Genomic DNA, 16,566 nt, shown 5'->3' with positions numbered 1-16,566 from the left:
GTTTTATTTAAGAGAGATTTAGAAATAGCATGAATCTGCTGGGATTAACGTAAGCGAGGCGCAGAATTGCACTTAATTATGATGAAACAATGGAGAAAAGATGGATCTTAAAGAACCGTAAATAAAAATATTTATCAGCGGAACTCGAACCTGTTTTTTCGGTCTGAGAGAGTCAGGCAGTAATATATAAAGCATTTTTAATTAATTATAAAAAATAAAAAAGCCCCCTTCCGCATTGGTTGAAAGGGGGAAAGATCTTGTTAGGAATGATGCTCTCTGGGGTTGACCAGGAACACGCAAAAATTAGCTTATAATGCCGCAGATAAAATGAAGAGATATTGAATAAATTATGCAGTCCGCGCCACGGAATGTGCTCAAAAATATATCACCAGATATATTAATCCTGTTTCTTCATATTTTCCTCAAAATGACAGGATAAGGTCGCAGAGGCTTATGGGAGCATCATGGAAAGCCGGTTGCGATATCTAAAAGCAAAGTAGTGGCGCCTTGCCAGGGACGGTAAGGCATTTTCCCGCGGCGGCGCTGGACACCGAGACCCGGCAGAGAGCCATGCCGGGCGGGAACCTGACCGTGACATCACCCTCTGCCCACGCCATGAAGCGGCGGGCGCCATCGTTCTGGAACTGGCATGAATCAGCGTAAAAATGGGGTCCAACAGGCCGTGCTGCACGAACTGGTGTGCTGGATAAAAAATAATCTGGAGAAAAAACTCACCGTGAATGCGCTAAGCGTATTTTCCGGCTATTCAGAGTGGCACCTGTTTCGCCTTTTCCAGCAATACTTCCGGATGTCGCCAATGGAATTCATCAGGCAGCAGCGGATGCTGCTTTGTCGGGATTTACTGCAGATAAAACCGGCCTTTCGCATCGTCGATATCTGCATTATGGCCGGCTATGAGGACATCAGCGCATTTAATCGGACCTTTAAAAAATACTATTCAGTCACGCCTACGCAGTTTCGTAAAATTTCAGCGGCATAAGGCCGCCGTTCAGCCGCCAGGCGAACGCGCTAACCGCCCGGAGTTGACTAAAATGAAAGGATGCCCCTGCGGAGTGCCGCGCCATGAACATCCTCTGTTTGCAGCGATTATTTATCGCTTACTTTACCTGTCTGATCGCGATGCTGTTTGTTGGCTCCGTTTATGCCGCTTCCGCGGAGAAAAAACCGCCGGCGCCCGAGCCGCGAGAGACCCTGGAGATCAATCCCGAAGAGATGCTAAAACCCTGGCGGGGGGATTTCTCCGGCATGCTCGAGCGGCGCACCATCCGGGTATTGACCACCTACAGCAAAACCTTTTTCTTTATCAATAAGGGCACCCAGCGCGGCGCCACGCATGACATTTTCATTGAGTACGAGCGCGACCTTAATCGTCAGCTGATGAAGGAGAATAAGCTCCGGCACCGCCACCTCAAGGTGCGGATCATCTTCGTTCCGGTGGCGCGCGACCAGCTGATCGACGCGCTCAATGCCGGTAAGGGTGATATCGTCGCCGCGAACCTCACCATCACCCCGGAGCGCCAGCAGCAGGTCGCCTTCAGCGCGCCGCTTTATACCCGCGTTCAGGAGCTGCTGCTTTCCGGGCCGGGCTCTCCCGCGGTCAGCGATATCGACCAGCTCTCGGGCAAGACGGTATTCGTGCGCCGTTCCTCAAGCTATTACCAGAGCCTGGTCGCGCTAAACGCGCGCTTTCTGAAAGAGTCGCGCCAGCCGGTGGTCATTGATGCAGCCCCGGAATCGCTTGAGGATGAGGACCTGATTGAGATGCTCAACGCCGGCCTTATCCCCCTGACCGTTGTCGATCGCCATAAGGCGCTGTTCTGGCAGCAGGTGTTCCCTAAAATCGAGGTACACCAGACTATCGTCCTGCGCGATGATGCCAGCATCGCCTGGGCGGTGCGCAAAGAGAGCCCCCAGCTGCTCGCTTCGCTTAATCAGTTTGTGAAGACCAACAGCCAGGGCAGCAGGCTGGGGAATACCATCCTGCTGCGCTACCTGAAAGATGCTAAATATGTCAAAAACGCGGCGGCGCAAAAGGAGCGGCGTAAATTTTTAGCGATGGTGGATATCTTTCGTAAGTACGGCGATCGCTACGACGTCGACTGGCTGCTGATGGCGGCCCAGGGCTATCAGGAGTCGCGCCTTAATCAGTCGGTGCGCAGCCACGTCGGGGCGATAGGCGTGATGCAGGTTATGCCGCGTACCGGTAAGGAGCTGAAGGTGGGCGATATCAGCAAGCTTGATCCGAATATCCACGCCGGGGTGAAATATATGCGCTGGATGATAGACCGGTACTACGGCGACGAGCCGATGACGCAGCTCGATAAGGCGCTGTTCTCCTTCGCCTCCTATAATGCCGGACCGGCGAGAATAGCCCGCCTGCGGGTTGAAACGAAAAAGCGCGGTTTTGACCCTAATATCTGGTTTGGCAACGTGGAGTACCTGGCCGCAGAGAAGATCGGCTCCGAGACCGTGACCTACGTCAGCAATATCTATAAGTACTACATCGCCTACCGGCTGATCGTCGATGAGATGACGCGCAGGCAGAAGGCAACCGCCGGCGCCCGACGCGCGGATATTTCGTTTAAAACAGGCGGCATACCGGTCGCGCAGTGAGGCGAAAAGACAATAAAAACCCCGCCGAAGCGGGGTTTTTGCCAGCCGGGATGGCGTATCTCAAAATATGCGCCGCTTGCCCTATCAGAAGAAGTATTTGAAACGTACCCGCGCGCCGTAGCGCTCATCGGTATTGCCGGTTTTCGTTGCGGACGAGTCCAGCCACGACGCGTAAGCCCCGAGGTAGATATTAAAGTTCGGCATATCCATGATATTCGGCAACTGCCACGAGGTGTGAATGGTGTGGATGTCATAGCGTCCCGGGGCCAGAATCGCGCAGTCCCCATCGCACTCCGCGCTCACCCCGGACAGATTGAACTGGTCGATTTTATTATGCGCGTAGATATAGCCAAGCTCCACGCGATGCCATAGCACATTAATCCCGGCGCTGAAGTCCTTTTCGTCCGCCGCATCCAGATACGCGGTGCTCAAATTGACCACCGCCCCATCCTGCGGGTCAGCCTTCTGCGTATTCCAGCTGAGGGTCATACCGTAGCCGGTACGGCTGGACCGATCGACCCAGCGGCCATCCTGATTCTGGTAACCGTAGGCGTTATTCACGAGGTTGCTTTCCAGCGCCGCCGCCACCGACCAGGCACCGGACCGCCACGCCGCCACCGGGCGCACGTAAACCGCATTTTTACGATTATCCAGCGCATTGCCGTGATAGCTCCGATCAACAAACAGCGAGCTGCCGTCCTCCACCAGCGTATTCACTTCAAAATACCAGTTATCCAGGGTTTTACTCAGCAGGAAGTTGCCGCCGCTGCTGCTGCGTCCGCGCCCCTCTTTCATCATATAAATATACCCGTAGCCGTCGCTATACAGGTCGTTCGCCGTGTTGCCAGAATACTCAATAAACGTATCCTGATTAAGCGGGAACATATCATAGGCTTCGAAGCGTCCGATTTTAATTTTCCAGTCATCCTCCTGACCAAAGAAAAATGCCGCATCATCAAGATTCATTTTGCCATTCATATCCGCCAGTGGCTGTACGCTAAATCCGGCGTATTTACCGTTAGCGCCTTTCCGTAATCCATCAAAGCCCAGCAGAATACGTCCGTTAATATCCCAGCGTTCTTTATCTCCCGGAGCCCAGTTTTTATTGGCGCTGGTTTTTATCGAGGTCAGGCTGCCGGTTCGGCTGGCGCCGTCCATATTAAACTCAACGTCGCCGTAAAATTTTATTTCGCCATAATCATTAAGTTCTAAAGCGGGTTTGGCCGGCGCGGCGCTGGCCGCCGCCGTTGGCGTATCCTGACGTTTTAATGCGTGGATCTCCGCCTCCGCGCTGGCCGCTCGCTGCTCGGTCGCCTTCAGCCGTTGTTCCATTTGTGCCAGTCGTTCCTCAAGGGATAACGACGCCTGAGCATTGACCACAGGGGTAAATAAAGACGTCAAAAAACAGCCGACCCATATTTTATTCATCGGTAAAGCCTTTTATTATTTAATTAAATGAAGTTTATTATTTAGGGTTTATGGATAAAGCATGACGATGATGACAATAATAACCCGCCCACCGTCACAGACGGGTTATTAACGACAGTAACACTATTATTTGCGCGACCAGACCCGGGCTCCAGCACGCCATAACGGCGTAAGCTCAGAGAGCTGCTGGCCTGTCAGTATGTTTTCTCCTGGGGATGCTGCTCCCGCTCGGGGATATAATCGGCTATTTACCCGATAGCCTGTTTTAACGGCGTAACTAATTTATTGGCAGCGGTTGCTTAAGCGTTTCTTCGCCATCATTTTCCGGCCTCGTAGCCTGCCGACGATCCGCCAGTAAAGCGCAAATCTCCGCATGCTTGTCTTCCGTAAACGTGTAGCGCGACATGCAGCCCATCCTGATCAGTGAGCCAAATGCGGGCAGCAGACAGATGCCGAAGAACAGTCCGTTAAGCACGCTCTCGCTCTGAATTTGCGCCTGCGGCACGTAGCCTATCAGCGTCAAAAATACGCCGATTAATCCGCCGCCGACGGCCACCGACATTTTGCCGGTAAACGTTTGTCCGGAGAAGGTAATGGCCGCGCAGCGCTTGTTGGTATGATATTCGGCGTATTCAATGGTGTCGGCAATCATCGATGAGGTCAGGATATTGCTCATCATGATAAATAGCGTGCTTAAACCCAGCAGAATAAAGAGCAGCGCTGCGTGCTGATAGCCCGCAAACCACATCACCACGCGCACCAGAATATCCAGCCCGCAAAGGATCATAAACAGCTTCCGCTTCTGCATTCTGCGCGTCAGCATCGGGGCCACGAGGCACAGCACCGCCGCGACAATCCCCATAATACCGATCGCCATCTGCAGCCCGCCGTCGCCCATATTGTAGATAAAGAAATAGATGTAAATCCCGCCGGCGACGTTGTGGAATACGCAGAAAAAGAATGACAGCAGGACGATAAATAACGGCTTGTTCTGCCGCAGATTATGAAAGGTATCGCGCATGGTGACCTTTTCCGGACCGGCCTGCACGCGCTCTTTAATCTGGAAAAAACCGTTCAGCATCAGCGGCAGGCCGACCAGCATCATCACCAGCGCCGCCATAAAATAGCCCTTATCGTCGCTGTACTGGGCAAAGAACGCCGCAAGCCTGGGGAAGAAGATGTTGGCGCAGGCAATCCCGGCATTGACGCCGAGCATCGCCGCCGTCACCGCGCGGGTGCGCTGACCGGAGTCGTTGGTCATCACCGAGGACATCGACCAGAACGGAATATCCGATATCGCGTACAGCGTGCCCCACAATATATAGGTCACCCCGGCGTAGATAATCATGGTCGTCATATCTGCTTCGATTTTATAAAACGCCAGCAGCGTGACCCCGGTGATTAACAGCGGCGCAATTAGCAGGAAATGGCGAAACTTGCCAAAGCGGCTGTTAATGGTGTCCATGATGCTGGCGAACAGCGGGTCGTGAACCGCATCCCACGCGCGCGCAATGAGGAAAATCGTACTGGCCGCCAGCGCCGATATGCCCAGCACATCGGTATAAAAATAGTTAATAAACGAACCCACTAAACCAAAACTAAAACACTGACCTAAACCATAGCCAAAATAAGACCACAACTCGCGAGACGGTATTTTCATTGTCGTTGCCATAGTGTGTACCCTAATCCCGGCGGCGTACCGCCGGATATATTGTTATTATGCCCGTGACGGCTGGGCGATGTGACGAAGCCTGCGGATGAGCGCAATCTCTTTGCGGGAGAACGGGATCCCGTTCTCTTCAAAGACGTCGTGGAACCAGAGCCGGCAGTAATCGGTAGATTCCTTCATCACCACCGGCCACGGCAGCCAGGTCTGGGTTTTCCCGCGCACCAGGCCCCATTGATAAGGCGCGACTTTCGCCATATACATCAGCGGCAGCTGCTCTTCGATGGTGCTGCCAACGTGGCGAGCCAGCCACTCGGTGCAAAAAATCGGCCGCTCCAGCTGCTGCAGCTGCTGGATAATCGCCGTCATGCGGGCGGTGTTGGTATAGGCGTGATAGCTGACCACGTCCGAGAGGGTCAGCGCGGCCTGATCCAGCGGCTGCTGGTAGAACGTCTCGCCTTCCACTTCCTCTGACAGGCGCCAGGCGCAGACGGTCAGCGGCTGCGTCGGGTCCTCTTCCCTCGCCCAGCGGAAGGCGAGCTCCATCAGCTCATGGGCATAAGTTTCCAGCTTTTCGTCGTACAGCACCTCAACCGTGCCGGTGGCAAAGATGCCGCGATTCCCCGGCTCGTTATAGAGATCCCACAGCAGAACGCGCTTATCGTCGCGGAACTGGCGGATAACGTCGCGGATATAGCATTCGATCTGCGGCCAGCTGTCGCGGTCGCAGACCTTATCCCGTCCGGGGCTCGCCGCCGCCTGGCTGTTATGCTTGCCGGGTACCGGCGGTTTTTGCGGCCCCAGATACGGTTCATCGCCCGAAAAACCGCAGTCATCCATCAGCGTCAGCATGGTGCTAAAACCGTGGCTATCGGCAATTGCCAGGAAACGCTCGATGCGCGCCATCAGGCCGTCGCGATCGTCCTCCCAGACGATAAACGGCAGGTTGATGCGCAGCGTGTTGTAACCCGCCTCTGCCGCCCAGCCCAGTTCGCGATCGATGGTTGGCTCATCGAACGTCTCCTCCTGCCAGATATCGGTCCAGTTCACCGCCGTCGAGGGAAGATAGTTAAACCCGCAAAGCCAGCCCTGCTGCTGATACCACGCTTGCGCCTGCTCTTTGCTCCACTGCTGTTTCATCATTGCTCCTGATTACTGATAATAATTAGCTAATAAATATTAGTTATGCCCTAAATGAGCAAATGGCGGCATGCTGAAAAGAGATAATCCTCACAAACCTGGTGCGTTGATGAAGATGAAACGTGATCGACTACGCATAAGAAACGGGTCAGGGATGAGGCGATTTCTCAAGAAGGTGAGTAGCGGATAGGGAAGCTGTGGAACGCGGAAAAAACAAATTAACCTGTTGTTTAAAAACTAATTTATTTCAAATACATGTCAGGTGCCGTGGCTGCCTGGCAGTGGCATCAGGAAGCAGGAAGCAGGAAGCAGGAAGCAGGAAGCAGGACACAATAGTACAAAAAAACCCTGCCGGAGCAGGGTTTATGATTCTGAGACCGCTATTCTAAAACGGGTGTTGATTAGAACGGGATGTCGTCATCGAAATCCATCGGCGGTTCATTAGAAGGCGCTGCCGGAGCCTGCTGCTGCGGGCGAGACTGCGCGCCGCCGCTGAACTGGTTCGGGTTGCCGCCCTGCGGCTGTTGCGGCTGCTGAGGCTGACCCCAACCGCCCTGTCCGCCCTGCCCGCCGCCTGCCGGAGCGCCGCCGCCCTGACGGCCACCCAGCATCTGCATGGTGCCGCCAACGTTGACCACGATCTCAGTGGTGTATTTCTCTGCACCGGACTGATCGGTCCATTTGCGGGTACGCAGCTGGCCTTCGATATAAACCTGCGAACCTTTACGCAGGTATTCGCCAGCCACTTCAGCCAGCTTGCCGAACAGCACAACGCGGTGCCATTCGGTCTGTTCTTTCATTTCGCCGGTCTGCTTATCGCGCCAGGATTCGGAAGTCGCCAGCGTGAAGTTAGCGACTGCGCCGCCACTTGGCATGTAGCGTACTTCCGGGTCCTGCCCCAGATTACCGACGAGAATCACCTTGTTTACGCCTCTGCTGGCCATAATCGAATCTCCTGAATACGTTTCTTAATAAGTGTAAACCGGTAATACTAACACCACAAAGGTGCATTTAGATAGCTGGGACGTCGATTCCAGTAAACATCTTATCGCTATACAATTTTTCACCATCAACCCCCGCTGCCATTCCAATACTGTATATTCAAACAGGTCGGATTGTGCCATAATTAGCCGTTTCCGCCGTTTGTTCTTCATACAAACCAGGCAATCCGTGTATCTACCTACCGGGAAAGGTGAATGGATAAGATCGAAGTTCGGGGCGCCCGCACCCATAATCTCAAAAACATCAACCTCGTTATCCCCCGCGACAAGCTGATTGTCGTCACCGGGCTTTCAGGATCAGGCAAATCCTCACTGGCTTTCGACACGCTGTATGCCGAAGGGCAGCGTCGTTACGTTGAATCGCTCTCCGCCTACGCGCGTCAGTTCCTGTCGCTGATGGAGAAGCCGGATGTCGACCATATCGAGGGGCTGTCGCCGGCGATTTCCATCGAACAGAAATCAACGTCCCATAACCCCCGCTCTACGGTAGGCACCATTACCGAAATTCACGACTATCTGCGTCTGCTGTACGCCCGCGTCGGCGAACCGCGCTGCCCGGACCACGACGTCCCGCTGGCGGCGCAAACCGTCAGCCAGATGGTCGACAACGTACTTTCCCAGCCTGAAGGCCAGCGCCTGATGCTGCTGGCGCCAATCATTAAAGAGCGTAAAGGCGAGCATACCAAGACCCTGGAAAACCTTGCGAGCCAGGGCTATATCCGGGCGAGGATCGACGGCGAAGTCTGCGATCTCTCCGATCCGCCAAAGCTTGAGCTGCAAAAGAAACACACCATCGAAGTGGTTATCGATCGCTTCAAGGTGCGTGACGATCTCTCCCAGCGGCTGGCCGAATCGTTTGAGACCGCGCTGGATCTCTCCGGAGGGACCGCCGTTGTCGCCAATATGGACGACCCGAAAGCGGAAGAGCTGCTGTTCTCCGCCAACTTCGCCTGCCCGATTTGCGGCTACAGCATGCGCGAACTGGAACCTCGGCTGTTCTCCTTCAACAACCCCGCCGGCGCCTGCCCAACCTGCGACGGCCTTGGCGTGCAGCAGTATTTCGATCCCGAACGGGTTATCCAAAACCCGGAGCTGTCGCTGGCTGGCGGCGCGATCCGCGGCTGGGATCGGCGTAACTTCTATTATTTCCAGATGCTGAAGTCGCTGGCTGAGCATTACCAGTTCGATATCGAAGCGCCGTGGGGCACACTCAATGCCGACGTGCAGAAAGTGATTCTGTCCGGCTCAGGCAAAGAGAACATTGAATTCAAGTACATGAACGATCGCGGGGACACCTCCGTACGCCGCCATCCGTTCGAAGGCGTTCTGCACAATATGGAACGTCGCTACAAAGAAACCGAATCCAGCGCGGTGCGCGAAGAGCTGGCGAAGTTTATCAGCAACCGCTCCTGTACCAGCTGTGATGGCACCCGTCTGCGCCGCGAAGCGCGCCACGTATTCGTCGAAAATACGCCGCTGCCCACTATCTCCGATATGAGCATTGGCCACGCGATGGACTTCTTCAACAACCTGAAGCTCTCCGGCCAGCGGGCGCAAATCGCTGAAAAGGTGCTGAAGGAGATCGGCGATCGCCTGAAATTCCTCGTCAACGTCGGCCTGAACTACCTGACGCTCTCGCGTTCGGCAGAGACGCTGTCCGGCGGTGAAGCCCAGCGTATCCGCCTGGCAAGCCAGATAGGCGCCGGGCTGGTCGGGGTGATGTACGTTCTCGATGAGCCGTCCATCGGCCTGCATCAGCGCGACAACGAACGCCTGCTCGGGACGCTGGTTCACCTGCGTAATCTGGGTAATACGGTCATTGTCGTTGAGCATGATGAAGACGCTATTCGCGCCGCTGACCACGTGATCGATATCGGTCCCGGCGCTGGCGTGCACGGCGGGGAGGTGGTGGCAGAGGGCACGCTGCAGGATATTATGGCGGTGCCTGAATCCCTGACCGGGCAGTACATGAGCGGCAAGCGCAAGATTGAAGTACCGAAACAGCGCGTAGCCGCCGATCCGCAAAAGGTGCTGAAGCTGACCGGCGCACGCGGTAACAACCTGAAGGACGTTACCCTGACGCTGCCGGTCGGTTTATTTACCTGCATTACCGGCGTGTCCGGTTCGGGTAAATCAACGCTGATTAACGATACGCTGTTCCCGATCGCCCAGCGCCAGCTCAACGGTGCGACTATCGCCGAACCGGCGCCGTATCGCGATGTGCAGGGGCTGGAGCATTTCGATAAGGTTATCGATATCGACCAGAGCCCCATTGGCCGCACGCCGCGCTCTAACCCGGCAACCTATACCGGCGTGTTTACGCCGGTACGCGAACTGTTCGCCGGCGTGCCGGAATCACGTTCACGCGGCTACACGCCGGGGCGCTTTAGCTTTAACGTTCGCGGCGGCCGCTGTGAAGCCTGTCAGGGCGATGGCGTGATCAAGGTCGAGATGCACTTCCTGCCGGATATCTACGTTCCGTGTGACCAGTGCAAGGGCAAGCGCTATAACCGCGAAACGCTGGAGATTAAGTACAAGGGCAAGACTATCCATGAAGTGCTGGATATGACCATCGAAGAGGCGCGCGAGTTCTTCGATGCCGTGCCGGCGCTGGCGCGTAAGCTGCAAACCCTGATGGACGTAGGCCTGACCTATATCCGCCTTGGCCAGTCGGCGACCACGCTGTCCGGCGGTGAAGCTCAGCGCGTGAAGCTGGCTCGCGAGCTGTCGAAGCGCGGAACCGGGCAGACGCTGTATATTCTCGATGAGCCGACGACCGGTCTGCACTTCGCCGATATCCAGCAGCTGCTGGACGTTCTGCATCAGCTGCGCGATCAGGGCAACACCATCGTGGTCATTGAGCACAACCTGGACGTCATCAAAACCGCGGACTGGATTGTGGACCTCGGGCCGGAAGGCGGCAGCGGCGGCGGGGAAATTCTCGTCTCCGGGACCCCGGAGACGGTTGCCGAGTGCGAAGCCTCGTACACCGCGCATTTCCTCAAGCCGTTGCTGGGCTAATCACTGCGAAAGCTGCTGTCGGGTCGGCTCCGACAGCAGCCGAATCGCCTGCTGATAAGAGGCGTCGACCAGGTAGTAAATCTGCGAATCCGGCAGCGAACCATCAAGGAACACCGTACTCCAGTGGGCCTTGTTTAAATGCCGGCTAGGGCGAACGTCAACATGCTGCTCCCGCAGAAGCTCGGCAAGTTCCGGGCTGGCCTTCAGCGACACCGCAGGGCGCTTATCCTCCACCTCCTTGACCATCGCAAACAGCACGTCCGACACTTTAATCTGCGTAGCCTTCCAGTCGCTGTGTTCGCTTTGCTCCGCGCCAGGTTTAGCCATGCAGTAGCGCAATAACTCCGATATTGTCATCTAATATTCCCCCATGAGCGACGCGATAGCGCGAACCGCCGTGAATGCGATATTCCGCGAGCCATACCGCGGCCCGGCTGTCGATGCCAGATAAGCCATTCATGCTGCGAATGAATCTTTCTAAGTGTGCAGCAATAAGCGAAAAGGTAAAACCTTCCGGGGCGGATTTTGTACAAAAAAACGGCAGCCCGCTGGCTGCCGCTGTTGCTCGCTATCATTTCGCCCGCAGACGATCAGTAGTCGGAGTTCACAATAACCTCTTCCCCTTGTGCGCCGGCCATCGGTAAAGGCTTGTAGGAGGAGTTGGAGGCGCGCAGAATGCGAATGCCTCGCGCGCCCGCCTCACGGGCTGCGCCAATATCGTTATCCGAGTCGCCGTAGAAGACCTTAATATCTTTCTCCTGCAGCCACTGGGTTTTCGTATTCTGCCCCGGCTTATCGCCGGCAAAAATAACCGGATTCATGCTTGCCGCGGGGATCAGGAAATCATCCTGCAAGGTTTTCGATACCGTTTCGGTTTTGGTCTGACTGCGTCCGGTCACAAAATAGATGCTATCGCCGCGCTTAACGTGCATCGCAATCAGCTGACGCGCGACCTCTTTCGGCATGCTGAAATCATCCCAGCCGTTGTTCATTTTTTCCCAAAACTCGGGATTTTTCAGGTAAGCATCGCTGCCGGGAGAGAACGTTTTCTGGCCGCGCCAGAATCCTGGGCTGGAAAACAGCACGGTATCGTCAATATCAAAGCCCACCGCAATCGGCGGGCGCCCCAGCAGGCTATTTTCAATCTGCGCCACCGATACCCAGTGAATCGGCGCCTGTTCAGCGAGTTTAGCGACGTTGGTCCCCGTAGAGAGGGGCTGCGGCGTAGACGCGCGGGCAACGACGGCGCTATTTAGCGTGAACAGCAGGCAGACGGCCCCGAAGGCCAGAGTGATTTTGCGCATATTTATCCCTGTAAACGTCATCATTCAAACTGCCTCTTTGACGGCCACGGTTAGACGAACGCTCCCTGGGGCTTTGACGCATTTTGCATGATTGCGTGTGTAAATAATCGAATCATTATAATTTTCAATAATGTGGATGCTTATAAATTCACCATGACCTTAACCTCCGCATCCGGTGATGAAAAGAGGTTTCTGCTCGGATGTCATAGAAAAAGAGAATGATCACACTTCAGGAAGGGAATTGCCCTCTCCTTAACACCAGAAAGGGCCGGATATTACTGCGGTATTATATCACTGCAGAAAATGCCTGTGCGACGCGCTGAACGTTGCGCGAGTTAAGACCCGCCACGCACATCCTGCCGCTGGAAATCAGGTAGACGCCAAACTCTTCACGCAGGCGATCGACCTGAGCGGCGCTGAATCCCGTGTAGCTAAACATACCGCGCTGCTTGAGCAGGTAGTCGAAATTAACGCCGGGTACCGCGTCTTTCAGGACGTTCACCAGCTCCTGGCGCATCGCTAAAATGCGCGTGCGCATCTCTTCGACTTCCGCCAGCCATGAGGCCTTCAGCTCCGCGTCGTTCAGCACGGCGGCGACAACCTGCGCCCCGAAGCTCGGCGGGCTGGAGTAGTTGCGGCGTACGGTCGCCTTCAGCTGTCCCAGTACGCGGCTCGCGGTCTCTGAATCTTCGCAAACCACCGACAGACCGCCGACGCGCTCGCCGTACAGGGAGAAGATTTTCGAGAACGAGTTGCTGACCAGCATCGGCATGCCGGCGCTGGCAATCGTGCGGATCGCCCAGGCATCATCGTCCATTCCCGCGCCAAAGCCCTGATAGGCGATGTCGAGGAAAGGGATCAGGCTGCGCGCTTTCAGCACTTTTGCGACTTCATCCCACTGGGCATGGCTCAGATCGGCGCCGGTCGGGTTATGGCAGCACGGATGCAGCAGCACGATGTCGCCTTCAGGCAGCGTCCGCAGCGTCTCGAGCAGCGCGTCAAAGCGCACGCCGTTGGTCCCATTATCAAACCAGGGGTAAGTACTTACTTCGAAGCCAGCCCCTTCAAAGATGGCGATGTGGTTTTCCCACGTCGGATCGCTGACCCATACGCGCGCCTGCGGGAAGTAGCGTTTCAGGAAATCCGCGCCCACTTTCAGCGCGCCGGAACCGCCCAGCGTCTGAATGGAAGCGACGCGCTGTTGCAGCAGTACCGGATGCTCGGCGCCAAACAGCAGCGGCGCAATGGCGCTACGGTAAGGATTCAGACCTTCCATCGGCAGATACAGCGAGGCGCCGTGCGGCTGCGAGTTAAGACGCGCTTCCGCCACCGCCTGCAGCTGCGGGATAATTCCGTCTTCGTTATAGTACAAACCGATGCTGAGGTTTACTTTGTCACTCCGCGGATCTTCTTTGAAACGCTCCATCAGGGAAAGAATGGGGTCGCCAGCGTAGGCGTCAACTTTCTGAAACACGCGATGTTTCTCCAGGTTTACAAAAGGCAGGTAATAACACAATAAACCGGAAGCCGTGGCAGGTCGAGAGGATGTTGGCGGATAGCCGACGTCGATCGCCCCACCGAGCGCAACCGGAGCTTTTCCCCGGCTCGCGGCGTTAACGCCGTAGCCGGGCTGTCGCGTATCGCCCCGGTCCCGGTAACCGTAGCGCCACCGGGGAACGTTGCGGCAAATCAGGATTAATCGACGTACTTCATCGCAACGCGAGAAGTCAGGCGCGTGATAAGTTCGTAAGCACTTACTTTTGTGATTTCTGCAATCCGTTCAACGGGTAAACCTTCCCCCCACAGCACCACCGGATCGCCGGACTTATCCTGCGCCTCGGGGCCGAGGTCCACGCAGATCATATCCATTGCCACGCGGCCGACAATCGGCACTTCCCGACCGTTAACCAGCACCGGCGTACCGGACGGCGCGGCGCGCGGATAGCCATCGCCGTAGCCCATCGCCACTACGCCCAGCCGGGTATGGCGTTCGCTAATCCAGGTCCCGCCGTAGCCCACCGGCTCACCCGCTTTATGCTCGCGAACGGCAATCAGGCTCGACGTCAGCGACATCACCGGCCTGCAGCCGAAATCGGCCCCGGTGGATTGATGCTCCAACGGCGACACGCCGTAGAGAATAATGCCCGGACGCGCCCAGTCGAAGTGCGACTGCGGCCACAGCAAAATCCCGCCGGAGGCGGCGATAGAGCGCAGTCCCGGCTTGCCATCGGTGAAGGTGGTGAAGATATCCAGCTGCCGCTCGGTGGCCCCGCATTCCGGCTCATCCGCCCGGGCAAAGTGGCTGACGACGTTCACCGGCTGGCGGACGTTTTTACACCGGCTCAGGCGCTGGTAGAACGCCTCCGCCTGTTCCGGCAGGACGCCCAGCCGATGCATGCCGGTATCGAGCTTCATCCAGACGCTGACCGGTTCGCTCAGCTCCGCGCTTTCCAGCGCTGCCAGCTGTTCGGGGCTATGCACCGCCGTTTGCAGCCGCTGGGCGGCGATAACCGGCAGATCGGTGGCCGCAAAAAAACCTTCCAGCAGCAGGATAGGCTGAGTGATGCCGCCCGCCCGCAGGCGTAAGGCTTCTTCAAGACGGGCGACGCCAAAGGCGTCGGCATCAGGGAGCGTTCGCGCGGTCTCGATAAGACCGTGTCCGTAAGCGTTCGCTTTCACGACTGCAACCAGCTTGCTGGCGGGTGCCAGTTCACGCAGACGTTGCAGGTTGTGTCGCAGAGCGCGGCGGTTAATGACTACAGTTGCCGCTTGCATTTAAATTCCTTAATAAAAGAATCGCCCGTATCCATCGCGCTGCGGGAAGGCGACAGGCCAGAGGGCCCCGGAAGCTTAATAAACTAAGTGACCGAGGCGGGCGGGCGAGTCAACGCACCTGCGACGTGAAGGACGACGGAGATTTACTCATCATCATACTGAGGGCCGGCATAGTTATCGAAGCGCGACCATTGCCCGTTAAACGTCAGACGTACCGTACCAATTGGGCCGTTACGCTGCTTACCAATAATAATTTCGGCGATGCCTTTCAGGTCGCTGTTCTCGTGATAAACCTCATCACGATAGATAAACATGATTAAGTCGGCATCCTGCTCGATAGAACCTGATTCACGCAGATCGGAGTTTACCGGGCGCTTATCCGCGCGCTGTTCCAGCGAGCGGTTCAGCTGCGACAGCGCCACGACCGGCACCTGCAGCTCTTTGGCCAGCGCCTTCAACGAGCGGGAGATTTCGGCGATTTCCAGCGTACGGTTATCGGAGAGCGACGGCACCCGCATCAGCTGCAGGTAGTCGATCATGATCAGGCCAATCCCGCCGTGTTCGCGGGCGATACGCCGGGCGCGGGAGCGCACTTCCGTCGGCGTCAGGCCGGAGGAGTCATCGATATAGATATTGCGCTTTTCCAGCAGAATGCCCATGGTGCCCGAAATCCGCGCCCAGTCCTCGTCATCGAGCTGGCCGGTACGAATACGCGTCTGATCGACGCGCGACAGCGAGGCCAGGGTACGCATCATAATCTGTTCCGATGGCATCTCAAGGCTGAAAATCAGTACCGGCTTATCCTGCAACATCGCCGCATTTTCGACGATGTTCATCGCAAATGTCGTTTTACCCATCGACGGACGCGCCGCGACGATAATCAAATCCGACGGCTGCAAACCCGCCGTCTTTTTATTCAGGTCGTCATAGCCGGTATTCACGCCGGTGACGCCGTCGTGCGGCTGCTGGAACAGCTGTTCGATACGCGCAACGGTCGCATCAAGCACTTCGGCGATATTTCTCGGACCTTCGTCTTTATTCGCGCGGCTCTCGGCGATCTTAAAGACCCGGGACTCCGCCAGATCCAGCAGGTCTTCGCTGGTGCGGCCCTGGGGGTCAAAGCCCGCTTCGGCAATTTCGTTCGCCACCGAGATCATTTCCCGGACAACGGCACGTTCACGCACGATATCGGCATAAGCGCTAATGTTCGCCGCGCTTGGCGTATTTTTTGAGAGTTCTGCCAGATAGGCGAAGCCGCCTACGCTGTCCAGCTGCCCCTGACGCTCCAGCGATTCCGCGAGCGTAATGAGGTCAATCGGGCTGCCGGTTTCCTGCAGGCGGGCCATTTCAATAAAGATATGACGGTGCGGACGCGTGTAAAAATCTTCTGCAACAACGCGCTCGGCGACGTCGTCCCAGCGCTCGTTGTCCAGCATTAAACCGCCCAACACCGACTGTTCCGCTTCAATCGAGTGCGGCGGGACTTTCAACCCGGCTACCTGAGGATCGCGGACTCGGGGTTCAGTCTGGGGTTTGTTGAAGGGTTTATTTCCTGCCATATTGAATGGAATTCCCGCTATAGAAATTGGCTCGAAAG

Annotated in this window: 12 protein-coding genes; 3 read left to right on the top strand and 9 right to left on the bottom strand. The window is 56.2% G+C overall.

What is annotated here, in order from left to right; genetic code table 11:
* Positions 1–649 precede the first annotated feature (649 nt).
* Positions 650–1,000, top strand: a complete 351-nt coding sequence (locus tag GO007_RS25695) for a helix-turn-helix transcriptional regulator (RefSeq protein WP_095104918.1) — start codon at positions 650–652, stop codon at positions 998–1,000.
* 83 nt (positions 1,001–1,083) lie between these two features.
* Positions 1,084–2,634: an MltF family protein gene (locus GO007_RS25690; protein WP_095104916.1), complete on the top strand. Its 1,551-nt coding sequence runs from the start codon at positions 1,084–1,086 to the stop codon at positions 2,632–2,634.
* An 84-nt stretch (positions 2,635–2,718) separates the two neighbouring features.
* Here GO007_RS25690 and GO007_RS25685 read toward each other — a convergent pair whose 3' ends face one another.
* From GO007_RS25685 to ssb1, 4 genes are all read right to left on the bottom strand, one after another.
* On the bottom strand, positions 2,719–4,062 hold the full coding sequence (locus GO007_RS25685) for a carbohydrate porin (RefSeq protein ID WP_095104914.1): 1,344 nt from the start codon (positions 4,060–4,062) through the stop codon (positions 2,719–2,721).
* A gap of 277 nt (positions 4,063–4,339) precedes the next feature.
* Positions 4,340–5,734 (bottom strand): MFS transporter, encoded by a 1,395-nt coding sequence (locus GO007_RS25680; RefSeq protein WP_095104912.1) that lies wholly within the window; start codon positions 5,732–5,734, stop codon positions 4,340–4,342.
* Between the two features lie 45 nt (positions 5,735–5,779).
* Positions 5,780–6,868 (bottom strand): cellulase family glycosylhydrolase, encoded by a 1,089-nt coding sequence (locus tag GO007_RS25675; RefSeq protein WP_095104910.1) that lies wholly within the window; start codon positions 6,866–6,868, stop codon positions 5,780–5,782.
* Positions 6,869–7,269: 401 nt separating this feature from the next.
* Positions 7,270–7,812 (bottom strand): single-stranded DNA-binding protein SSB1, encoded by a 543-nt coding sequence (ssb1, locus tag GO007_RS25670; RefSeq protein WP_095104908.1) that lies wholly within the window; start codon positions 7,810–7,812, stop codon positions 7,270–7,272.
* 252 nt (positions 7,813–8,064) lie between these two features.
* Here ssb1 and uvrA point away from each other — a divergent pair, with 252 nt between their 5' ends.
* Positions 8,065–10,890, top strand: coding sequence for an excinuclease ABC subunit UvrA (uvrA, locus tag GO007_RS25665; protein WP_095104906.1), 2,826 nt, complete (start codon positions 8,065–8,067; stop codon positions 10,888–10,890).
* Here the strand turns inward: uvrA and GO007_RS25660 are convergent, their stop codons facing one another.
* From GO007_RS25660 to dnaB, 5 genes are all read right to left on the bottom strand, one after another.
* Positions 10,891–11,247: an MmcQ/YjbR family DNA-binding protein gene (locus tag GO007_RS25660; RefSeq protein ID WP_095104904.1), complete on the bottom strand. Its 357-nt coding sequence runs from the start codon at positions 11,245–11,247 to the stop codon at positions 10,891–10,893. It lies immediately after the preceding gene.
* Positions 11,248–11,480: 233 nt separating this feature from the next.
* Positions 11,481–12,194, bottom strand: a complete 714-nt coding sequence (aphA, locus tag GO007_RS25655; protein ID WP_095104902.1) for an acid phosphatase AphA — start codon at positions 12,192–12,194, stop codon at positions 11,481–11,483.
* Between the two features lie 286 nt (positions 12,195–12,480).
* On the bottom strand, positions 12,481–13,668 hold the full coding sequence (gene tyrB, locus GO007_RS25650) for an aromatic amino acid transaminase (RefSeq protein WP_095104900.1): 1,188 nt from the start codon (positions 13,666–13,668) through the stop codon (positions 12,481–12,483).
* A gap of 221 nt (positions 13,669–13,889) precedes the next feature.
* Positions 13,890–14,969: an alanine racemase gene (gene alr / locus GO007_RS25645; RefSeq protein ID WP_095104898.1), complete on the bottom strand. Its 1,080-nt coding sequence runs from the start codon at positions 14,967–14,969 to the stop codon at positions 13,890–13,892.
* A 143-nt stretch (positions 14,970–15,112) separates the two neighbouring features.
* On the bottom strand, positions 15,113–16,528 hold the full coding sequence (dnaB, locus tag GO007_RS25640; RefSeq protein ID WP_045853454.1) for a replicative DNA helicase: 1,416 nt from the start codon (positions 16,526–16,528) through the stop codon (positions 15,113–15,115).
* Between the last annotated feature and the right edge of the window lie 38 nt (positions 16,529–16,566).

The sequence above is a fragment of the Klebsiella sp. 10-1 genome, from assembly GCF_009758445.1.
GTDB classification, from domain to species: domain Bacteria; phylum Pseudomonadota; class Gammaproteobacteria; order Enterobacterales; family Enterobacteriaceae; genus Klebsiella; species Klebsiella scottii.
Note: the sequence above shows the minus strand (reverse complement) of the source record. Positions and strands in the feature narration are given on the sequence as shown.